Genomic DNA, 22,673 nt, shown 5'->3' on the forward strand with positions numbered 1-22,673 from the left:
TCTGATATGGGCGTGCCTGCTCATCATGGGCTGATTTTGGCTGCCATTTTGTTTGTTATTGGGCTGGCTGGCGTCATGGCAAGACGCAATGTGTTGTTCATGCTCATGAGTTTGGAGATTATGATGAACTCAGCTGCTCTTGCCTTTGTGGTGGGGGGTAACATGTGGGGCAAGGCAGATGGGCAGGTTATGTTTGTGTTTATTTTGACGCTGGCAGCGGCAGAGGCGGCGATTGGGCTTGCCATGCTTTTGCAATTTTATCATCGTTTTAGAAGTCTTGATGTCAATCACGCCAGTGAATTAAAGGGGTAGGGTGGTATGAATTTGTTAGCATTGACCTTTATTTTCCCTTTAATTGGATTTTTGATATTGACCATGGGGCAAGGCAGAATTGGCGAAAAACCTGCTACCATCATTGGGGTGGGGGCGATGGGGCTGTCGGCTGTGTGTGCCTTTGTCAGTATTTTTGGGTTTTTGACAAAAGGGCAACAGGCGATGTCTGTGCCACTTTGGACATGGCTGTCGGTGGGCGATTTTGCTCCCAAATTTGGGCTGTATCTTGATGGATTGTCTGTTACCATGATGGGCGTGATTACAGGCGTGGGCTTTTTGATTCATCTGTTTGCCAGTTGGTATATGAAAGATGAAGCAGGATTTGCCCGTTTTTTTAGTTATCTGAATTTATTTGTGGCAAGCATGCTCATGCTTGTGCTTGCTGATAACCTTTTGCTCATGTATTTGGGCTGGGAGGGTGTGGGCATTTGCTCATATTTGTTAATTGGCTTTTATTATCAAAACCGAGCCAACGGGCGGGCGGCGATAAAGGCATTTACTGTAACCCGTGTGGGCGATGTGTTTTTGGCGATTGGGCTGTTTTTACTGTTTGTTGTATTTGGTACGCTTGATATGACCGCCATCAATGCCAAAGCAGATGCCATGTTTGCTGTTAATGACCCCATGCTACTACTCATCGTGGCAATGCTTATCGGCGGCGCGTTTGGTAAGTCAGCTCAAATTCCACTGCATACCTGGCTTGCAGATGCGATGGCAGGCCCTACGCCTGTTTCCGCTCTTATCCATGCAGCCACCATGGTAACCGCAGGGGTATATTTGATTGCCCGCATGCACCCTTTATTTGTGCTGACCCCCCAGATGCTCCTGTATTGGGTGGGCGGTGTTGGTGCATTATCCATGCTGGTGGCAAGTTTTTGTGCGTTGGCACAAACCGATATTAAGCGTATTTTGGCGTATTCAACCATGAGTCAATTAGGGTATATGTTCATTGCCTTAGGGGTTGGAGCGTGGCAGGTGGCGATTTTTCACTTGATGACGCACGCATTTTTTAAAGCCTTGCTATTCCTAGCCAGTGGGGCGGTGATTATCTCAACACACCACGAGCAAAACATTTTTAAGATGGGTGGTCTGCGTCATAAAATTCCCCTTGTGTTTTGGTCATTTGTGGCAGGTGGTGGGGCGTTGGTTGCCTTGCCTTTTGTAACGGTTGGCTTTTATTCCAAAGAAGCGATTTTGTGGGAGACTTATGCCACAGGACACATGGGTCTGTTTTGGGCGGGCGTGTTTGGGGCATTTTTAACGGCTGTTTATACTTTTCGTTTGATTTATCTTGTGTTCTTTGGAGAGCAAAAAACGCATGGCGAGCCTTTAAAGGGTATAAGTTACGCTTTGCCTTTGGTGGTGCTACTGGTGCTATCGACAGGGATTGGGGCGTGGATTCATCCACCTTTGGCAAATGTCTTGCCAGTGAGCGTGGGTAGTACCCTTACAGACGGCAAGCACACCGCCGAGATTATCGCTGTTGGCTTTACTGTCTGTGGCTTGGTATTTGCCTACTTTTTATATGTCATAAACAAAGGCAAAATTTTGACAAAATGGACAAATTCTACCTTTGGCACAGCATGTGTCTATTGGTGTTATCATGGATTGGGCTTTGATGCGTTGTATGACATTGTTTTTGTTAAACCATTTTTGGGCATCGCAAAGGTATTAAAATCCGACCCGGTGGACAAATTATGGTATGTTCTGCCCTTTGGGGTCAAACTTAGCAATAAATTGCTGTTAAAAACCCAAACAGGGCGACTTGGCACGCATGTTGTGAGTTTTGGTGTGGGGCTTGCTGTGGTGTTAGTCCTAGCAATGATGATGGTGGTATAAGATGATAGAGCAAACATGGCTTTTGCCAGGTCTGATTGCAATCCCGTTGATTGCAGGATTTTTGTGTTGGTTGGTTGAAAAAAAGAACGCACGGCTGTCCAGATGGGTAGCACTCTTTGGCATGACATTGACCTTTGTGCTGTCTTTGATGTTGTATGCCAAAGGCGACTTTGGGGTGTTAAATGCTGGCAATGCTGATAACCTGCCTTGGGCGGCAACCTTTAAATTGCCTTGGATGCCTGTTTTTGGCATTAAATTTTCCTTGGCGATGGACGGCTTGTCTTTGCTCATGATTATTTTGACGGCATTTTTGGGCATCATGGCGGTGGGTTGTTCGTGGGGTGAGATTAAGCACCGTGTGGGATTTTTTCATCTTAATCTGCTGTGGTCCTTAGGTGGTGTCATTGGTGTCTTTTTGGCCATTGATTTGTTTTTGTTTTTCTTTTTTTGGGAGATGATGCTACTGCCCATCTACTTTTTGATTGCCCTTTGGGGGCATGATGTGCGTGATACTAATGGCAATGTCCTAAAACCAAAATCCACGGCTGCCACAAAGTTTTTTATTTACACCCAAGCATCTGGGCTTATTATGTTCATTGGCATAAGCATGCTTGTGCTTGTCAGTTTTGCCCAAACAGGCATGTTAAGTTTTGATTATCATGACCTCTTAGGGGTCAGTCTTGGTGATTGGGAATATGCCATCATGCTTTGCTTTTTTATTGGTTTTGCAGTTAAGCTTCCAATATTTCCCTTGCATGGCTGGTTGCCTGATGCCCACGCCCAAGCACCAACGGCAGGTTCGGTAGATTTGGCGGGAATTTTGATTAAGACGGCGGCATTTGGCTTGTTGCGTTTTGTCATTCCATTATTTCCAAATGCCTCGGCACAATTTGCACCAGTGGCGATAACTTTGGGCATGATTGGTGTATTTTATGGGGCGTTTTTGGCATTTGCCCAAACCGATATCAAGCGACTGCTCGCTTATACCAGTGTGTCGCATATGGGTTTTGTCGTGCTTGCCATTTATGCTGGCACACTTGTATCGTTGCAAGGTTTGATGGTGCAAATGCTTGCTCACGGTTTATCAAGTGCAGCACTGTTTATTATGGCAGGTCAAATTTATGAGCGTTTGCACACTCGTGATATGACGGTCATGGGTGGTATGTGGGGACAGTTTCGCCGCCTTGCTCCATTTATGATGTTCTTTTGTGCGGCATTGTTGGGCATACCTGGTACGGGTAACTTTATCGGCGAGATTTTGATTTTGATGGGGTCATTTCAGGCATATCCCATCATCAGTGTGCTACTGACGGTAAGTTTTGTGTGGGCAGGGCTGTATGCACTGATTTTGATTCATAAGGCATTGTTTGGCGACAACACCACGCCCCATTTGCACGCCTTATATAAGGCAAAAGACGATACCGCCAAGCCTTTGCGTGATTTGGGCAGGCGAGAGCTGTCTTTGCTTGGTGTGCTTGTGGTAGGGCTTATTTGGCTTGGGCTATATCCACAGCCTGTTCTGGACAAATCTAAGCAAGCAATGCACCATATCAGCACCAAAATGCCCAACAGATACTCAGATGTGGATGGTGCCATTGCAAAACTCAAAGGCAATCAAAAACCCATCTTGCCAGACATTATGCCAGAGGTTATTAATATCAAACAGGGGGCTAACGAATGAACCTGTCTATTAAGTTTTCATCTTTGCTTCCCTTATTACCTGCCATGATATTAGCCATGGCGGTGCTTTTGGTCATGCTTGCCATCGCCATCAAACGCTTACATGGTCTGATTGTTGGCTTAGCCGCTCTTGGGTTAAATGGGGCTTTGCTGGTGTTGCTGTTACAGTTTTTTGGTGTATTGCCTGCTTATGTCAATGGTGGCAATGTCATGGGACTGTTTTTGGTGGATGGTTTTGCTTTGTTTAATAGCCTTATCATCATCGTTTCGGCTTTGGCGTGTGTTACGTTATCGTATCGCTATTTTCAAAGTTTTAATAACAACAAAGAAGAGCTGTACTTGCTACTTTTAATCAGCACGCTTGGGGCGGTTTTGATGACCTCATCTCATCACCTTGCCTCCTTTTTTGTCTCATTAGAGCTTTTGTCTGTACCCATGTATGGCATGCTAAGTTTTGCTTATCTAAAACAAAAATCCTTAGAATCGGGGCTAAAATACCTGATTTTATCGGCCACTGCTTCGGCGACTTTACTCATGGGTATGGCACTGATTTTTGCAGCAACAGGTGAGCTTGGCTTTACCCATCTTGGAGAGGCTTTGATGGCAGGTTTTGGGATACTGCCTTTGTTTGTGGTTGGGGCGGTCATGATGGTGGCAGCGGTTGCTTTTAAGTTATCGCTTGCACCATTTCATGCGTGGGCAGGCGATGTGTATCAAGGTTCTCCTGCCCCTGTTACGGCATTTTTGGCAAGCGTGGGCAAGGTGGCGGTGGTTGCCCTTACCGTGCGTTTTTTGCTGACAAGTGCAACTCCTGCCATATCAGCTATTGATGCGATATTGGTTGCCATTGTTGGGGTGTCTATCATGGCAGGGAACTTGCTTGCTCTGACTCAAACCAACCTAAAACGCCTGCTTGCGTTCTCATCTGTGGCACATATGGGTTATGTGCTGATTCCTCTCATCGCCACAGGGGCAACGGCAGATGCTGACAGTGTAATCAGTATGTATATGCTTATCTATGCCTTATCCTCTGTTGGGGCATTTGGGGTGATTGTGCTGATGACAGGAGCGTACGGTGAAACCGACCGCAATAGAGCAACCCAAGAGATAGAAGATGAAGCGGACAGCATGGCGGTTTATCAAGGGTTGTTTTGGCGAAGACCTGTGCTGACAGCGGTTTTGACGGTGATGATTCTGTCCATGGCAGGCATGCCACTTACCGCAGGATTTATCACCAAAATGCAGGTGCTGTTCGCTGCCATTCAAGGTGGGCGATTTGGACTTGCCTTTATGGTGGTTTTGGGCAGTGCCATCGGACTTTATTATTATCTAAAAGTGCTGCTTATCATGTTCAAACGCCCAATGACCATCGTGCCTTTTGATGTACCCAATGATTGGCGTGTTAAGGCAGGGGGGCTTGTACTGATTCTTATCACGGCATTTATTTTTGTGATGGGAATTTTGCCAAACACGCTCTTTAAAATGGCAAGTTTGGCAATTTTGGGGTAAATAAAAACAAGCACTTAGTTGGGTGCTTGTTTTTTTGCGCCTATCAAGACCATTTCAAAAACATCACAAAACCCATTTCAAGTGTCAAGTGCGTAACACGCATCATAAAAGAGTTTGACTTAAAATAGGTGTTTACAGTTTATGATAATTTTGGGATTTATTATTATAAATGCTGATTTTGGAGTTGATGACAGACTTTAAGGTTAAGATTAATAAAAGTTTCCCAGTCTATTTTATCTTTAAAATGAATGCGATAATAATTCTCCACTTGACAAATCAGGGGTCTATCATCATAAATTTGACATAGATTGGTGTCGGTATCCAAAAACCTACAAATGCCATCGCCCCTATCCAAATAAGCGGTTACATCGCTTAAATGGACATGGCGACAGCATAGACCGCAAGCGGTGCAGGGAAATGGTGTGTGAGTCAAGCAATCTCACCTTGATAATCATTGTCAATGATGTTTTTAACTTGAAAGATATTGCTTTCGGCATCGCCCAAAACATTGCCTTCTTTGTCCAAAATGGCAATATCCAGCATGGCTTTGATAAGTTGCATGATTTTGACATTTTTCATGACGCATAGCTTACTGTACTCGTTGTATTGACTGTAATCAACCCCTTGTTTGGCGATGACTTGCTCTAAGTCGTTTAGGGTTTTTTGGGCTTCTGTACGCACTTGATGAAATAAATCTTTCAGTTGTATTGCAAGTTTTGTAATGCCATCTATTGCTGTGATGGTGTTGTCAACATCTGCTTCAAATGCTTTTGCTTGGGCAATATTAGATTTGGCATCATCTAAGTTTTTACTTGCCTTGGCTCCCATATACCAACCAGCAATCAGCATGGCAGGACCTGCCGCCACTGCTCCTAGTACCATTGTGCCACCAGCAATACCATAACCGCCAGCTGCCAATGGGCCGCCTCCAAGCCATGCTAGCGTGGCATTGGTGGCCGCTGCCCCACTGAGTGTACTGATGGCTGTGCCTGTGCTGGCAGCTCCAAGTGCCATTACGCCATTATAAGCCCCAAATGCTGCCAAAGCCCCACTGGTTGCACCGCCACCCACACCAAGACCTGAGCTTGCGATGAACGAGACTTCTTGTCGTAGCATTCTAAAATCTGCTACATCAAATTCGGTCAATGATAGATTTCCCAAATTGCCATCATGTTCAAAATCGACATTTTTAATTTGACCAAATACTTCCAAGAACTTTTTGACCGACATATTTAATATAGTAACTTTGGCGGTGCCAAGTAGTTCAAGTGATGCTTGAGAATGTTTTTTGGCTTGTTCAAGATTAAACTCGGACTGCTCAACGTTGGCTTTGGCAAGCTCATTTAACTCTTTGGCTTCGTTGTTGTCCATGATGCCTTTTGCACCTTTGGCAACACCTGTAACGGCAGCCGCTACTGCAAGACCGCCTAAAACAATTGGGATTGGCATGATATTTCTCCGTTTGTGAAGGTTGAGGATTAAATGATTAAGGGTTCATCAGATAACATAATGTCATCTAATTCTTGTAAATTTTTAATGGGTAAATCTTTGCCCAAAAATTTAGCAAATTCATTGATGTTTTGACAAAACTCATCAGCGGTCAAGTCGTCATTAAAAGTAGCAAACAGTTTTTTGGTTTGATGGTCAAGCTCAATGCTTTTTTGTTCAAAAATGTCTTGAATAACGATGCGGTATTGTTCCGCCAAAATTTTGGCACTATTGCACTGCATTTCAATCAATATTCGCCGTTCACGAGCAATGTTTTTGTCTTTTAAAACATCAAAAAAACTTTGATAAAAAGTATTGGTTAGGGCATAACCAACCATACCACCAATCAGTCCACCAAGCACAGGAACGGGAATGGCAATTTGTCCTATGGTAGCAAATACCGATGATGATAACATTCCTGTAACACTGATACCCATCTCTTGCATGAGTGTGCTTTCATCAATTTCGCCTTTGGCATAGCTGGCAACAGATTTGCTTGTAGCAAGACAAGCGGACACTATCATGGCAGGTAGGGCGGTTTTTGAAAGATTTCGGACGACTTCGTTTGCAGATTGTGCCATATAACTTTTGATGGCTGTGCCAGTAAAGGCGGTACCATAACCCACCCCTGCCGATTTTAGGGTATCCATACCTGTGTCTACGACAGCTTCACTTAGTTCTTTATTGCTGCTTTTATAAGCGATGATGTTGGTAACAAGTGAAATACTGCCACCAATTACAGCACCAAATTTTGCTCCTTGTATCCCTGCTTGATGACTGACCCTACTAATATCCTTAACGGTCTCCCACTCTGGATTTAGACGATAAGCGATGGCTTCTTCGGTGGTCATGCCAGAGTCACTGATTTTGCTTTCTAATTTTTCAAAATTCTTGGCTTGTTGTTTTAAGCCCTCTGCTTTGGTCAATTCGCCTTGTTGTCTAGTTCTTTCGGATTGTTGTTTTAAGCTTTTGGCCTGCTCACGACAGTATGCTTTGGCTTCTTCGACTTGCTCACTTGGCATTTCTAGTCTATCCACCTCCAAATAGCGAGACAAATCATTTTTATCACCACTATTGCGTTTGGCGATTTTGTTGAGTAAATTCTTATAATTACTCACAAACTTCATCTGTGAGGTGGAGATTTCTTGCCTTTCTAGCAACTCAACAATATCTACTACATTGTGGTTTTTACCATAACTGGCAATGTCCTCACTGCGTGAAAATCGACTGTTGTTGCCACTCATAATCGCTTGGGCATTTTTTTTACTAACACTAGCAATCTCTGCTGAAAACCCTGCTTGTTGTTTTAGGTTTTGTTCATAATAATTGGGGTTTAGTTTTCCTTGTGCGACCTTTCGTAAACTTCTGTCAAAAATTTGCCCAGTCTCATAATCTACCCCACGAAGTCCCTTTAAAAACTCAGCACCTGCCAAGCCATAACGAGACACTGTTTCGGATAATGCCCCTGCGATAGCGGTATCAGTTAGGTTGTTACGGTTTTGTGGGTATGATGTGGTATTTGGGTTCATGAATATTTCCTGTTAGTGTTTGTGAGTATTTTACCCCCCCCCTTAATTTGCAAGGGTTATTTTACTTTTTTTTTAAATTCCTTTAAAATAATGCCAACTTCAAAACCCAGTCAAATTCCATGTCCGACCAACACGCCACACCCATTACCGTACTTTCCAAGACCGTCTGGTCACCCACGCTGTTTAGCTTTACCACAACACGCCCAGATGGATTTCGTTTTGATGCAGGGCAATTTGCCCGTTTGGGCATCAATCCCAGCGAGCTTGCCAATGCCAAAAACGCCCCCAATGAGCGGATTTTTCGTGCTTATTCGGTAGCGTCAAGCCCTTATGATGAAGAGTTGGAATTTTTCTCGGTGGTCGTGCCTGACGGGGCGTTTACCAGTCAATTACAGCATTTGACGGTAGGCGATACGCTCTATCTTAACCCCGAGCCGTTTGGTTTTTTGACCCTTGCTCGCTACCAAGAACCTGCCCCAAAGGATTTGTGGCTACTGGCAACAGGCACGGGACTTGCTCCATTTTTATCCATGCTTGGCGATTTGACCACTTGGCAAAATTACAGCGACATCGTACTGGTGTACAGTGCCAGAACGCAAGCAGAACTTGCCTATCTTGATAAAATTCATGAATTAAATCAACAGTTTAGCGAACTGACCGACAACCCAGCTAAACTCCATTTTGTGCCGATTATCACTCGTGAAAAAGTGGAAAACTGCCTAAATGCTCGCATTCCTGCTTTGATAGACAGTGGCGAACTTGAAAACTTTGTCGGTTTAAACTTAAATCCTGCCACTTCTCATGTCATGCTCTGTGGCAATCCGCAGATGGTGGACGACACCAAAGAAAGTTTAAAAAACAAAGGTTTGGCGATGAACCGTAGGGGTGTGGGTAATATTGCAGTGGAGAATTATTGGTAGGCAATAAAAAACAGGGCGGTAGTATCTGCCCTGTTTTTTATTTAGTGTACTAAAACCATCAATCCTTCCATGCTGTTCTGTCTGCTTCGGTTTTAAGCTTAGGAAACAGGTCGGGGTCAAAGCTGATGTCTTTTAGGTCAACACCTGACTTGATTTGACGTTCATAGTCTTTTAGGACACGCAGTGCCACGGGCGATAGCCATACAATGGCGATAAGGTTAATAACTGCCATGATGCCCATCGTCAAGTCAGCAAAGTTCCAAACCGTTTTTAGGTCGGCAACAGACCCCACAAAGACCATGACAAGCAGGGCGATGCGTAGCCCCATCATGGCAGGCTTGGCGTTTTTTTGACCAGATAAAAACTCAATGTTGCTCTCGCCATAGCTATAATTGGCGATGATGGTGGTGAACGAAAAAAAGAAAATCGCCACCGCCACAAATACCACGCCAAATTGCCCCACATATTGCGACAGAGCAAGCTGGGTAAGTTGAATGCCCGTCTGCTCAGAGTTTGGGTCAACCACACCAGATAAGATGATGATGGAGGCGGTAGCGGTACAGATGACGATGGTATCCATAAACACCCCAAGCATTTGCATGAAACCTTGTACGGCAGGGTGATTGGGATAAGTCTGAGCGGTTGCAGCGGCGTTGGGAGCAGAACCCATGCCCGCTTCGTTGGAGAACAGACCACGTTTTATGCCATTAATCATGGCTGATGCAACGGTATAGCCTAAGACCCCACCTGCGGCCTGTTCAAATCCAAAGGCGGATTTGAAGATGATGGCAATGGCGGCAGGAAACTGGGTGATGTTGCTAATAATGATAAACAAAGCCAGCAAAACGTATAAAATCGCCATGATTGGCACAATCTTACCTGCCACCTTAGCAACTGAACGCATGCCCCCAAAAACCACAGGAGCGACCAAAATCACTAAAAATAGCCCCGTTACCCAAGGGGGGATGTTAAAGGCTTCCAGACTTGCCTGAGCGATGGTATTGGCTTGCACACCATTAAAGGCAAGTCCAAAGGCAATGAGCAGGCACACCGAAAAGATGATGGCAAGCCAGCGTTGCCCCAACCCTGCTTGAATATAGTAGGCAGGGCCACCACGAAAGACGTTGTCAGTGTGGGGGACTTTATAAGCCTGAGCAAGAGCAGACTCAATAAAGCTTGTTGCCATCCCCAAAATGGCTGTAACCCACATCCAAAACACCGCCCCAGCACCCCCCAAATAAATGGCGATGGCAACCCCTGCAAGGTTACCTGTACCGACCCGTGCTGCCAACGACGTCATTAGGGCTTCGTAGGAACTGATACCGCCCAAGCGACCGCCTTGCCCTGATACTCTAAGAAGTTTCCATAAATGTCCAAAATAGCGAAATTGAGCAAAGCCTGTGGCAATGGTAAAATAAATGCCTCCACCAACCAACAAAAACACAATAAGACCATACCAAGGATTGCCCACTATTAGCCAATCGCCATTGCCCCAAATAAGGCTTACGCCCCAATTGATGAGACTGTTAAACCATTCAAACATAGCCACTCCGTTTAGTTCACAAAAAAAGCAAGGATTGACCTTGCTTTGGTAAAGATGTTATTATAAAAAAAATTGTCAATGATTACAAGCGTTACAATGATGGCACCATCATGTTGGCGTGGATGAGATTGATAAAATAGCGACATATAAATTAGGCTTGCTTTTTGACAAAATTTTATGCAAACTAATAGACTTTTTAGACTTTTAAACAATAAAAGGAATGTTTATGAAAGCCTTACTGGTTGTGGATATACAAAACGGCTTTATTGATGGTAATTTGGCAGTGGCAAACAGCCATACAATCATCCCCATAATTAACCGTCTAATCGCCCATTTTGATACCGTCATTTTGACCCAAGATTATCACCCTGCCACGCACATCTCATTTTATCAAAACCATGTCGGCAAAGAGGCATTTGATACGATACAGTTACCTTATGGCACGCAGGTGCTATGGCCTGCCCACTGTGTGCAAGGCACACCTGATGCGAACTTTCATGATGATTTAAAGGCTGACAAAGCCCAATTAATCATCCGTAAAGGTTATCATCAGCACATAGACAGTTATTCAGCGTTCATGGAGGCAGATAGGACAACCAAAACAGGGCTGGCAGGCTATTTGCATGAACGTGGCGTAAGTGATGTGTATGTGGTTGGTATTGCCACTGATTTTTGTGTGGCATGGACAGCGATGGATGCGGTGGCATTTGGATTTGGGTGTACGGTCATTACTGATGCAACCGCCCCAATTGACATGAATGGTTCATTAGATAAGGCCATGGCAGACATGACAGCAGTTGGGGTAGCGTTTATTGATTCAAAAGATATTATAAATCAATGACTTATAAACTTTTTAAAACTTTTATTAAAAAGTGCTTGCCAAATTTTAAAAGGTGTATATAATATGCCACATCAAGACGAAAGTTGATGAATCTGGGGTCGTGGCGAAATTGGTAGACGCACTGGATTTAGGTTCCAGCGGGGCGACCCGTGAGAGTTCGAGTCTCTCCGACCCCACCATATACAAAAACCTGCTGTTAAGGCGGGTTTTTTGCTATGTAAGTTTTAACATGTGATAAAATTAATTAAAATTTCAATAATCTCAATAATCTCAATGCCCATCAGCCAAGTTTATCCTTAGCCAATCTTTATCCAAAACACCATGACCGTTCAAACCTTTAACCCTAAACATTCCAATGTAAATCCTAGCAAAGTTGGTTATCACCATAAAGCCAACCACAACCAAAACCGCACCATTGACCAAAGTGCCAATTTGCAAAATACCGCTCTTGTGCAAATTGACAAGCCAAATGATGGTTCAGATGATGCCATCAAAACGCCCAAAGTCGGCTTTGTGTCTTTGGGTTGCCCCAAGGCACTTGTGGATAGCGAGCGGATTATTACTGAGCTTACTCGTGAGGGCTATCAAGTCGCCAAGGATTATGATGGGGCAGATTTGGTAGTGGTGAATACCTGTGGCTTTATTGAATCTGCTGTTCAAGAAAGCCTTGATGCCATTGGTGAGGCGATCACCAAAAACGGCAAAGTCATCGTAACAGGCTGTTTGGGTAAAGATGCCCAAAAAATTCGCACCATGCACCCTGCTGTATTGGCGGTAACTGGGGCACATGCTTATGATGAGGTGGTCAAGGCAGTAACGCACCACGTACCAAAACCTGCCAAATCAAAGACTTATGACCCCAAGATTGACCTTATTAATGATGCAGGCGTGAAATTAACCCCTGCTCATTATGCTTATCTTAAAATCAGCGAAGGCTGTAATCATCGCTGTACGTTTTGTATCATTCCGTCTTTGCGTGGGAATTTGGTGTCTCGTACCATTGACAGCGTGATGAATGAAGCGGTTGCCCTAAAAAAAGCAGGGGTTAAGGAGTTGCTTGTCATCAGTCAAGACACCTCCGCTTATGGCGTGGATTTAAAATATAAAATGGCGTTTTGGCAGGGCGAACCGATAAAGACCAAGTTTTTTGATATGTGCCAAGCCTTAGCACGCCTTGGCATTTGGGTGCGTTTACATTATGTATACCCTTATCCGCACGTGGATAACGTGGTGCAAATTATGGCAGACAGCATGAAAATCAGTGGTGGCAGGGGTGGGCTTTTGCCATATCTTGACATTCCGTTTCAGCATGCCAGCCCATCTGTATTAAAGGCGATGAAACGTCCTGCCATGAGTGAAAACACCCTAGAACGCCTTGCCATATGGCGACAGATTTGCCCTAATATCGTCATTCGTTCTACCTTTGTGGTGGGCTTTCCAGGTGAGACAGAAGAGGATTTTGAGTATCTTTTGAATTGGTTAAAACAAGCACGCCTTGACCGTGTGGGCTGTTTTACTTATTCACAGATTGACGGAGCGACCGCCAATGATTTACCCAATCCTGTGCCAGAGTCCATCAAGCAAGCACGTTATGAGCGTTTTATGGCACTGGCACAACAAATCAGCAAAGAGAAACTTCAAGAAAAAGTCGGGCAAACTTTGGTGGTGTTGGTTGATGAGATTGACTTTGATGAAAACATCGCCATTTGCCGTAGCTATGCCGATGCTCCTGAGATTGATGGTCATGTGTATGTGGATGATATTGATGAGACGGTAAAAGTGGGGCAATTTTTGACCGTAACCATCGATGAGGCCAGTGAATATGATTTGTTTGCCAGTTTTGTGGCATAAATTAGACGATGACAAGGCAGGTTATTTTTGTGTTTTTATCCAAATTTTAAAATCCTTAATCTTATTGGGTAATTATTTGGTAAAATAATAACAACTTTATTAAAAAATCTGTAAGTTTTGTGAAATTGAGTAATAAAGTGGACGTAAAATGTAGCTTGCTCTTGTGTGTGGGTGATTTTATGCTAAAATGGCGTCAAATTAAAGATTGATGATGAATTGACTTTAATTTTGTTTAAATTGTTTAAATTGTTTAATATATCCCAATTGGAGTAAAACATGAAAAAAATCCTAGCATCTATTTTGGCACTGTCTTTGCTTGCCCCTGTTGCAGCTTTTGCAGATTACGAAGACATGATTGAGCGTCAGATTTATATGGATCCTAGCTATCAAGCCAATGTACAAAAAGCTGTAAAAATCTTGCAGGATAGAGGCTATCGCATCAAAGACATCGAGCCTGGTGTGCATCTTGGACAAAAGATTTTGGACGTTGAAGCTTATAAAGACTTTCAAGAATATGACGTTTACCTAAGCTACCCTGACCTAAAAATTATCAGCGAACGCATTGATTGGTAATTAGCATCATTACAAATTAAGCAATCAATTAAAAAAGTAGGCTTCAATAGCCTACTTTTTTAGTCAGTATTTTTACTGTAATTACTATAATAAAAAATTACTGTAATCAAAAATTATATACAGCTAACAAAATTGAATTTTACCACGGAAACTGTTCGCCCTGAGCTATTTTCCGTTATGGAAGGTATTTGGGAATACAAAATTTACCTAAGCTACCCTGACCTAAAAATTATCAGCGAACGCATTGACTGATGAGCATCTGATTGATTGGTGGTCATTGATTGTCAATCACCACTACCAAAAGATTTGAATGGATTCAAGTCTTTTTTGTTTTGACTGATTTGACAAAAATTTTGGGAATTTGCTGTTGCCCCCTATATTTTTTTAGTATTTTTTAGTAAAATTCTCTTTTACCAATAACTGATGAGTATCATGACTAAATTTATTTTTGTAACAGGTGGTGTGGTTTCTTCTTTGGGTAAGGGCATTGCCGCTGCCTCTTTGGCTTCTGTGCTTGAGGCTCGTGGTCTAAAAGTTACCATGACCAAAATGGACCCTTATATCAACGTTGACCCTGGTACGATGAGTCCGTTTGAACATGGAGAGGTGTTCGTTACCGAAGATGGGGCAGAGACTGACCTTGATTTGGGCTATTATGAGCGTTTTTTGAGGCATTCTAAAATGTCTCGTGCAAATAACTTCACATCAGGGCGTATTTATCAGACGGTACTTGCCAAAGAACGCCGTGGTGATTATCTTGGCAAGACCGTGCAGGTTGTGCCACACATCACAGATGAAATTCAAAGTCGTATCTTAGCATCAGGCGAGGGTTATGATGTTGCCATGATTGAAATTGGCGGTACGGTGGGCGACATTGAGAGTTTGCCCTTTATGGAGGCGGTGCGACAGCTGATGGTTAAACTTGGGCGTGAAAATACCATGCTCATGCACTTAACCTTACTGCCTTATATCTCATCTGCCAGCGAACTAAAAACCAAACCAACCCAGCATTCTGTCAAAGAGCTGTTGTCTATTGGCATTCAGCCTGATATTTTGGTATGTCGTACCGAACATGATGTAGACGATGACACCAAGCATAAGATTGCCATGTTCACGAACGTCTGTGAACGTGCGGTGGCGGTCTGTAAGGACGCTCGCAGTATTTATGAGATTCCACGCACTTTTTATGAACAAAATTTGGATGATTTGGTGTGTGAGCGTTTTGGTTTTAATCAACCCAAAGCCGATTTGTCTGATTGGGATAAAGTCATTGATGGATTATTTAACGCCCAAGGTGAGATTATCGTGGCGATGGTCGGTAAATACGTAGAATTGCCAGATGCCTATAAGTCGGTCAATGAAGCTTTGTTGCACGCAGGCATTCACAACAAAACTCGTGTCAAAATCCACTATATTGATGCTGAGAAATTACAAACCCAAGATGCTCTTATGGATGAACTAAAAGCCTGTCATGCCATTTTAGTACCGGGGGGGTTTGGTGAGCGTGGCACACAAGGCAAAATCAAAGCAATCCGCCATGCCCGTGAAAATGGCGTGCCGTTTTTGGGTATTTGTTTGGGCATGCAGCTCGCTGTCATTGAATTTGCTCGCAACGTGCTGGGACTTGAAGCCAACTCTACTGAATTTGACCGAAAAACTGCCAACCCAATCATCGGACTGATTACCGAATGGTTTGATGAAAAAGGTGAATTACAAATTCGTTCAGATGACAGCGATTTGGGTGGTACGATGCGACTTGGCAAACAAGAGGCTCATTTGGTGGCAGACTCTCGCCTTGCCAAAATCTATGGAGCAGGCACCATTTTTGAGCGTCATCGCCATCGCTATGAGATGAACAGTCGCTACATTGAGGCACTTGAAGCACAAGGGTTAAAAGTCTCAGGCTACTCTGCCAAACAAAATTTGGTGGAGACAGTGGAGCTTGACAATCACCCTTTCTTTGTGGCGGTACAGTATCATCCAGAGTTCACAAGTTCACCTCGTGGCGGACATCCACTTTTTAACGCCTTTATTCATGCAGCAGTTGCATTGCAAAATGATAAATAAAGCATTACAATAAAATAAATGGGGCGGTTTTCGCCCTGTTTATTCATTAGGAAGATAAAAAGAGGATAAGATGATTGAAATTGCCATTCATGAGATACAGCCTAAGCACATAGAGCAAGCCATTTTGGGCGAAGAGTTGATTTTTATCAAAGACGGTCAAGCCTATAAAATGAATTTGACACCCGAAAATAAACTTGCCAAAAAATCACGCAAAGCAGGCAGTGCCAAAGGGCAAATTAAAATGGCAGATGATTTTGATGAGCCGTTGGATTGTTTTGTTGAATATATGCCAAATAAATTGCATGTTAATAATAAATACAGATAGGAATAAATAATGATTGAAATTATGATTAACCATGCTGAACAACAACAAATCGCCCATGCCTTAGAGCAAATATCATTGGGCGAAAAAGTGTTGTTATCAAGCAATGGCAAAAGTTTTGTGGTATTGCCTGCTAATGAGCCTGTCATGCCATATGAGCATAACCCAAAGGCGACCATGAAAGAGGTGTTTAAAAACATTAAAATCCAACTACCGCCTGATTATAAATTTGACCGTGAAGAAGCAAACAGTCGCTAAGGGTTTTTATGAATAAATCATGCTTTTTTGATAGCAATATCTTGATTTATGCCATGAGCGATGATTATCCAAAAAATCAAATTGCCCAAGAATTGTTAAATACTCATCACGTTGTAATTAGCACGCAGGTGATTAATGAATTTTGCAATGTGATGATTAAAAAGAGATATGTTGATTTTGATAAATTAACTTATATTATTTCTGCATTTGCCAATGACTATGATATTTTAACAGTTGATACAAAATTGGCTATTCATGCTTTAAATATCAAAGCCAAATATCACTATTCCTATTGGGATAGTCTAATGATTGCTTGTGCCTTGCAATCAAATACACCCATTTTATATTCCGAAGATATGCACCATAATCATATCATTGAAAACAAACTTACCATTATCAATCCATTTTATAAGGAAAACCCATGACATTAACCGCCAAATCTACCATTGAATTATCATCACCATCAGGCGACATCAAAATTGCCAATGATTTGCCATTTGTGCTATTTGGTGGCATGAATGTTTTAGAAAGTCAAGAATTGGCATTTGAGATTGCCGAGAGCTATATTGAGATTTGCAAGAAACTTGATATTGGCTATGTGTTTAAGGCAAGTTTTGACAAGGCTAATCGGTCAAGCTTACACTCCTTTCGAGGGCCAAGCCTTGATACGGGGCTGACATGGCTAAACGACATTAAAGAAAAATACGGCGTGCCCATCATTACAGACGTACACGAACCTTATCAAGCATCTCCTGTGGCAAAAGTGGCGGACATAGTACAAATTCCTGCATTTTTGAGCCGTCAAACTGACCTTGTTAGTGCCATTGCTCATACAGGAGCGGTGATTAACATCAAAAAAGCTCAATTTCTCGCCCCACATGAGATGAAACATATCATAGGCAAATGCCTAGACGCAGGCAATGATAACATTATTTTGTGTGAACGTGGGACATCTTTTGGTTATAACAATCTTGTGGTTGACATGCTTGGCTTTGACACCATGAAAGCGATGAATGTGCCAGTATTTTTTGACGTAACGCATGCTCTACAAGAGCCAGGGGCAAGAGCGGACAGTGCTGGCGGTCGTCGCAGTCAGATTACCACATTGGCACGAGCGGGCATGGCAACAGGACTGGCAGGACTGTTCTTAGAGGCTCACCCTGACCCTGATAAAGCCAAATGCGACGGTCCTTGTGCGTTGAGATTATCACAGTTAGAACCATTTTTACGTCAATTAAAAGAGTTGGATAATTTGGTAAAAGGGTTTGAGAAATTAGATACGCATTAAATCAACCTGTGAATTTATTATTAACTTAGAGTGATTGTCATGGCCACAAGCATTAATCCAGAGCTAAAATCTATATCTAGGTATTTAAAGCTAGATAAAAATAAGTATTTTGTCATTCCTGAATATCAGCGGGGTTATTCTTGGACTATTAGTCAATGTGAAAAGTTATGGAATGATATTGAATCATTCGTTGAATCTGACGGCGATGATAATTATTTTTTTGGTACAGTTATTATTGATTGCTCTCATTCTAATCAATTAAGTTTAATTGACGGACAACAAAGAACGACAACTTTTTTATTATTATTAAAGGCATTGTTGTTGCACATTAATAAAATCATTCCAAAAATTGTTGATGATGAGGTGTTAAGAGGTTTAAAGTCGGGATTGGAGGATAGGCAAAAAGTTATTATGTCTATCCTTTATAGAGCAAAACCTATTGATGTGGTTGATATGCTTGAAAATACAGAAAAGATAAAAAACATTCTAATTTTGCAAAATAATTCTATCAATGAATTGCATCATGATGAATTAAATAAAATTATTGAAGCAGAAAATTTTGATATTGCACAAAAGAATGCCTTTAAAATTCCCAGAAAGCAAAAAGATAATCAATATACCAATCATTTTAGAAACTTCAAGTTTTTTTATGAACAATTGGCTGATAAATCAGAATCACAAATTTATAAATTTGCTGAAATATTTCTTGATGAATGTGAGGTAATTGCAATTCGTAGTGAACAAACTGAACAAGCAATTACCATGTTTAATTCTTTAAATTCAACAGGATTGCCACTATCAGATTCTGATATTATCTCTGCTCAGCTATATGCCAATGCTAAAAAAGATGATATGCATGAAAAGTTTAATGAAAATTGGGCGGATTTAAATAAATTAGCAAGTCGGCTAAATCAAAGTAAAATTGTCAATCTGGATAATATTTTGCAACAATATATGTATATTCATAGAGCAATTGGTAATGAGTATGTCAAGACAAAAGATGATGGTGGTCTATCTATTGATGTAACTACACCAGGTTTAAGACGTTATTATACCGAAATTAAAAAAGATGACCTACTTACCAATCCTTTGGAATTATGTCAAAAACTTACTGATATTGCCAATAAATGGGAGAAAGTCCAAGAATATCCAATTGTGAAGCTAATGCTAAAAAATAATGAAAATATTAAATTATTTTTGGCAGGATATTTATATCGTTTTGATGTTGATGATATTTCACAAGAAAATATTTCTACGGTTTGTGAATCTTTGTTGAGATTGTTTACTTTATTAGAAGTTGGTCATTTGGGCTATTCTAGCAGTAAATTTAAAACCTTTTTATTTGGTGAGATTGTTAAACTGATTGATAAAAATATCTCTATTGATGAAATTAAGCAAAATTTTGATAAGCATATCTCTCAGTGGCAACCAGAAGATGTGAAAATCTTAATCTCTGATTATGATAAAAATATTTTGGTATTTTTAAACGAATACTTATTTGCCAAACAAAAAGATTTGCCATTTGATTTTGTAGAAAGTGTCAATATTGAACATATTATGCCTGCCAGTGGTCGTAATATTGATACTATTCGTCAAGATGCAAATATTGCTGATATTGATGAGTTTAAATCATTGGTTAATAAAATTGGCAATAAGATTTTGCTTGAAGGAGATGTTAATAAATCAATTGGAAAAGATTGGTTTAAAACTAAAAAGCAAAATACTATTGGTGATAGAAAAGGCTATAAAGACAGTAAGTATGCCATTGCAAAATCTTTGGTTGATTACTCAAAAGACCAATGGGAAAAAGATGATATTTTAACGGCAACAGATGAAGCGGTTGCAAGAATATCGGATTTTATTTTTGCCAAAAATAAATAATTTTAACATAAATGGAAATGAGTGGTTTGAGTAGTCTATTTAAATATGTAAATTTTCAAACCACTGACCCAATTTTGTGATAAAATACCCATATTTCCACTCATTATCATTCACCCAATCAAAAGGAAAAAAACGTATGTACGCTGAAAACACCGATAACGCCATAGAAATCAAAGACATCGTGGCTCGTGAGATTTTGGACTCTCGTGGCAACCCGACCATTGAGGCGGACGTGATTTTAGCAAATGGCGTGCGTGGTCGTGCCGCTGCCCCCTCTGGTGCATCCACGGGTTCTCGTGAAGCCTTGGAGCTAAGAGATGGCGATAAATCTCGCTATTTGGGCAAGGGTGTCAAAAAAGCGGTGGCAAATGTTAACAGCCAAATCCGCTCAGCATTACTTGATAAGGATGTTACCAACCAAAGTAGACTTGATAAAATTTTGATTGACTTAGATGGCACTGAAAATAAAGCCAACCTAGGAGCAAATGCCACGCTTGCGGTGTCGCTTGCCATTGCCAAAGCAGGGGCTATTGCCAAAAATTTACCACTTCATCAATATATTGCCAATTTGCGTGGACAAACTTCATTGACCATGCCTGTGCCAATGATGAATATTTTAAACGGTGGGGCTCATGCTGATAATACGGTAGACATTCAAGAATTTATGATTGAACCTGTGGGTTTTGATTCTTTTTCAGAGGGTCTTCGTGCAGGCACAGAGATATTTCATGCTCTAAAATCAGTGCTAAAAGCCCAAGGGCTAAATACTGCGGTGGGCGATGAGGGTGGATTTGCACCGAACTTACGCTCTAATGAAGAGGCGATTACTGTCATCATCAAAGCCATTGAACAAGCAGGGTATAAAGCAGGAGAAGACATTTTCTTAGCACTTGACTGTGCATCTAGCGAGTTTTATAAAAATGGTGAATATATGCTAGAAGGTGAGGGTAAATCTTATGACAGTCAAGGTTTTTCTGATTATTTGACCTCTCTTGTGCGTCAATACCCCATCATCTCTATTGAAGATGGCTTAGATGAGAGTGATTGGGACGGCTGGGCATATTTAACCAAACAATTAGGCGATAAGATTCAGCTTGTGGGTGATGATTTATTTGTTACCAATCCAAAAATCTTGCGTGAGGGCATTGATAAAAACATCGCCAACGCCATTTTGATTAAATTCAACCAAATTGGCACATTGTCCGAGACCTTAGATGCCATCTATCTTGCCAAAGAGAACGGCTATGCTACCGTCATCAGCCATCGTTCGGGTGAGACCGAAGACTCAACCATTGCTGATTTGGCGGTGGGGACAGCAGCAGGGCAAATTAAAACAGGTTCATTGTGTCGCTCTGACCGTGTTGCCAAATATAATCAACTGCTACGCATTGAACAGATGGTTACGGCAAGCTATCGTGGGCGTGCTGAATTTATCGGATTGCGTGGTTGATATGACAACCAAAAAAACTGATGACACTTTATCAAAACGCCAAACACATACCAAAAAAGTAGGCATCATTTTATCGCCTACTTTTTTGGGTTATTTGCTGCTTATTGTTTTTGGTGTGGTGGTGTTGGTGGGTTTGCAACATCAATACTGGTACGGTGAGTTTGGTCATCAGGCACTTGGTCGGTTAAATGATGAACTTAGCAGACAACAAAAAATCAATGCCACTGCCCAGGCGGTCAATGACACTTTACGGGCAGACATTCGTGATTTAAAATCTGGACTAAGTGCCATAGAAGAACATGCCCGTCTTGATTTGGGTTTGATTAAATCAGGTGAGACTTTCGTAGAGTTGTCCGTTGCCCCTGTGATTGGTGATAGGCAAATTCCTTATGGTGTTGATGCGATGAATGCAACAGAGCCTGTGGATGGACTTATTGATAATGACATGGGTGAGAATGTCTTCACAGGTGTTAGTGCTGATACGGGTGAATGATTGAATGATGAAACAGACAATCTGCCCCCCCAAGTTGCCCATTCATGCACTCATTGTCTCAGCAGGGCGTGGCAGCCGTTTTGGGGCGGACATGCCAAAACAGTATTTATCAGTGGCAGGACAAACGGTATTAGAACATGGCGTGGCGTGTTTGAATACTCCTGCCATTGCCGATTTGACTTTGGTTGTTGCCAAAGATGATGCGTTTGTGTCGTCTTTGGATTTTTGCTTTGATAAACCGATTTATCTGACCGATGGCGGTGCAGAGCGTTTTTTGTCGGTCAAGGCAGGCGTGGATGATATCGCTCGGCGAGTGGTGGGCGATGCGTGGGTGCTTATCCACGATGGAGCCAGACCATGCTTGCCTGCTGATGACTTACGCCGTCTTATCGCTGTGGTGTGTATAGTTGAACAAAAACAGCGACAAGCAAATGGCGAGAATCATCCAGTAGGTGCAATACTTGCCACACCTGTGGTGGATACCTTAAAGTTTGCCCGCACACAAAATCCTACCAGTTTGAGCGATTGTGAGTGTGCTGATGGATGGATATGTCGTACCGTGGACCGCCATCAACTGTGGCAGGCTCAAACCCCCCAAGTGTTTAGATTACACGCCCTACAAGCCATGCTTGATACGGTCATTGCTGATGGACTGATGATTACCGATGAAGCCAGTGGTTTTGAACGATTGGGTCAATCGGTGGCTTTGGTGCAAGGTTCACGCATGAATATGAAACTTACCTATCCTGATGATTTGGCACTGATTGAGCTGATGTTGCAATATGGTGTGGGTCAAACCTAAAATGAT

21 protein-coding genes and 1 tRNA gene are annotated in these 22,673 nt (G+C 42.1%); 18 read left to right on the forward strand and 4 right to left on the reverse strand.

Annotation, left to right across the window (positions count from 1 at the left end; translation table 11 throughout):
- Nucleotides 1-6: 6 nt before the first annotated feature.
- The 4 genes from nuoK to A7456_RS05860 are packed head-to-tail and all read left to right on the forward strand — an operon-like array spanning nt 7 to nt 5,361.
- A complete protein-coding gene (gene nuoK, locus A7456_RS05845) occupies nt 7-312 on the forward strand; it encodes an NADH-quinone oxidoreductase subunit NuoK (RefSeq protein ID WP_036331908.1) in 306 nt (101 codons plus the stop codon).
- A gap of 6 nt (nt 313-318) precedes the next feature.
- Nucleotides 319-2,172 (forward strand): NADH-quinone oxidoreductase subunit L, encoded by a 1,854-nt coding sequence (gene nuoL / locus A7456_RS05850; RefSeq protein WP_067008505.1) that lies wholly within the window; start codon nt 319-321, stop codon nt 2,170-2,172.
- A gap of 1 nt (nt 2,173) precedes the next feature.
- Nucleotides 2,174-3,853 (forward strand): NADH-quinone oxidoreductase subunit M, encoded by a 1,680-nt coding sequence (gene nuoM, locus A7456_RS05855; protein ID WP_082995468.1) that lies wholly within the window; start codon nt 2,174-2,176, stop codon nt 3,851-3,853.
- Entirely contained in the window at nt 3,850-5,361 is a 1,512-nt protein-coding gene (locus A7456_RS05860) for an NADH-quinone oxidoreductase subunit N (RefSeq protein ID WP_067008508.1), read from the forward strand. The genes nuoM and A7456_RS05860 overlap by 4 nt, the downstream gene beginning before the upstream one ends.
- Before the next feature lie 163 nt (nt 5,362-5,524).
- Here A7456_RS05860 and A7456_RS10940 read toward each other — a convergent pair whose 3' ends face one another.
- From A7456_RS10940 to A7456_RS05870, 3 genes are read right to left on the reverse strand one after another with little or no spacing between them, the layout of a single operon-like run.
- Nucleotides 5,525-5,794 (reverse strand): YkgJ family cysteine cluster protein, encoded by a 270-nt coding sequence (locus A7456_RS10940; protein WP_082995469.1) that lies wholly within the window; start codon nt 5,792-5,794, stop codon nt 5,525-5,527.
- Nucleotides 5,791-6,810, reverse strand: coding sequence for a hypothetical protein (locus A7456_RS05865; protein WP_067008511.1), 1,020 nt, complete (start codon nt 6,808-6,810; stop codon nt 5,791-5,793). The genes A7456_RS10940 and A7456_RS05865 overlap by 4 nt, the downstream gene beginning before the upstream one ends.
- A gap of 29 nt (nt 6,811-6,839) precedes the next feature.
- Nucleotides 6,840-8,378 (reverse strand): hypothetical protein, encoded by a 1,539-nt coding sequence (locus A7456_RS05870; RefSeq protein ID WP_067008514.1) that lies wholly within the window; start codon nt 8,376-8,378, stop codon nt 6,840-6,842.
- 119 nt (nt 8,379-8,497) lie between these two features.
- Between A7456_RS05870 and A7456_RS05875 the strand changes: the two genes are divergently transcribed.
- A complete protein-coding gene (locus tag A7456_RS05875) occupies nt 8,498-9,298 on the forward strand; it encodes a ferredoxin--NADP reductase (RefSeq protein ID WP_067008516.1) in 801 nt (266 codons plus the stop codon).
- A gap of 58 nt (nt 9,299-9,356) precedes the next feature.
- On the opposite strand, the gene A7456_RS05880 is transcribed toward A7456_RS05875, so the two are convergent.
- Nucleotides 9,357-10,841 carry an alanine/glycine:cation symporter family protein gene (locus tag A7456_RS05880; RefSeq protein ID WP_062500485.1) on the reverse strand — a complete coding sequence of 495 codons (1,485 nt, stop codon included), beginning with the start codon at nt 10,839-10,841 and terminating at the stop codon, nt 9,357-9,359.
- Between the two features lie 226 nt (nt 10,842-11,067).
- On the opposite strand from A7456_RS05880, the gene pncA reads away from it, so the two are divergent.
- The 13 genes from pncA to ispD all read left to right on the forward strand — a co-directional run bounded on the left by pncA (nt 11,068) and on the right by ispD (nt 22,667).
- The gene (gene pncA, locus A7456_RS05885; protein WP_406946782.1) at nt 11,068-11,682 is read left to right on the forward strand and encodes a bifunctional nicotinamidase/pyrazinamidase; all 615 of its coding nucleotides are present in this window, start codon (nt 11,068-11,070) and stop codon (nt 11,680-11,682) included.
- A 94-nt stretch (nt 11,683-11,776) separates the two neighbouring features.
- Nucleotides 11,777-11,861: transfer RNA gene (locus A7456_RS05890), tRNA-Leu, on the forward strand.
- A 142-nt stretch (nt 11,862-12,003) separates the two neighbouring features.
- Nucleotides 12,004-13,533 (forward strand): 30S ribosomal protein S12 methylthiotransferase RimO, encoded by a 1,530-nt coding sequence (gene rimO / locus A7456_RS05895; protein WP_082995470.1) that lies wholly within the window; start codon nt 12,004-12,006, stop codon nt 13,531-13,533.
- Nucleotides 13,534-13,809: 276 nt separating this feature from the next.
- Nucleotides 13,810-14,106, forward strand: coding sequence for a PepSY domain-containing protein (locus A7456_RS05900; RefSeq protein ID WP_065256757.1), 297 nt, complete (start codon nt 13,810-13,812; stop codon nt 14,104-14,106).
- Between the two features lie 432 nt (nt 14,107-14,538).
- Nucleotides 14,539-16,173: a CTP synthase gene (locus A7456_RS05905; RefSeq protein WP_067008522.1), complete on the forward strand. Its 1,635-nt coding sequence runs from the start codon at nt 14,539-14,541 to the stop codon at nt 16,171-16,173.
- Between the two features lie 70 nt (nt 16,174-16,243).
- Nucleotides 16,244-16,498: a type II toxin-antitoxin system Phd/YefM family antitoxin gene (locus tag A7456_RS05910; protein WP_066893435.1), complete on the forward strand. Its 255-nt coding sequence runs from the start codon at nt 16,244-16,246 to the stop codon at nt 16,496-16,498.
- A gap of 9 nt (nt 16,499-16,507) precedes the next feature.
- Nucleotides 16,508-16,753, forward strand: coding sequence for a hypothetical protein (locus tag A7456_RS05915; RefSeq protein WP_067008524.1), 246 nt, complete (start codon nt 16,508-16,510; stop codon nt 16,751-16,753).
- 8 nt (nt 16,754-16,761) lie between these two features.
- Complete coding sequence (locus tag A7456_RS05920; protein ID WP_062501586.1) at nt 16,762-17,178, forward strand: PIN domain-containing protein; 417 nt, start codon at nt 16,762-16,764, stop codon at nt 17,176-17,178.
- On the forward strand, nt 17,175-18,041 hold the full coding sequence (gene kdsA / locus A7456_RS05925; protein WP_067008527.1) for a 3-deoxy-8-phosphooctulonate synthase: 867 nt from the start codon (nt 17,175-17,177) through the stop codon (nt 18,039-18,041). The genes A7456_RS05920 and kdsA overlap by 4 nt, the downstream gene beginning before the upstream one ends.
- 39 nt (nt 18,042-18,080) lie before the next feature.
- Nucleotides 18,081-19,922, forward strand: coding sequence for a DUF262 domain-containing protein (locus A7456_RS05930; RefSeq protein ID WP_067008530.1), 1,842 nt, complete (start codon nt 18,081-18,083; stop codon nt 19,920-19,922).
- A 136-nt stretch (nt 19,923-20,058) separates the two neighbouring features.
- Complete coding sequence (eno, locus tag A7456_RS05935; RefSeq protein ID WP_066893442.1) at nt 20,059-21,372, forward strand: phosphopyruvate hydratase; 1,314 nt, start codon at nt 20,059-20,061, stop codon at nt 21,370-21,372.
- A gap of 1 nt (nt 21,373) precedes the next feature.
- On the forward strand, nt 21,374-21,865 hold the full coding sequence (locus A7456_RS05940) for an FtsB family cell division protein (RefSeq protein WP_066893443.1): 492 nt from the start codon (nt 21,374-21,376) through the stop codon (nt 21,863-21,865).
- Nucleotides 21,866-21,872: 7 nt separating this feature from the next.
- On the forward strand, nt 21,873-22,667 hold the full coding sequence (gene ispD / locus A7456_RS05945) for a 2-C-methyl-D-erythritol 4-phosphate cytidylyltransferase (protein WP_067008534.1): 795 nt from the start codon (nt 21,873-21,875) through the stop codon (nt 22,665-22,667).
- The last annotated feature ends 6 nt before the right edge of the window (nt 22,668-22,673 follow it).

Origin of the sequence: Moraxella nonliquefaciens, assembly GCF_001679005.1 — a bacterium.
In the GTDB taxonomy this organism is placed as follows: domain Bacteria; phylum Pseudomonadota; class Gammaproteobacteria; order Pseudomonadales; family Moraxellaceae; genus Moraxella; species Moraxella nonliquefaciens.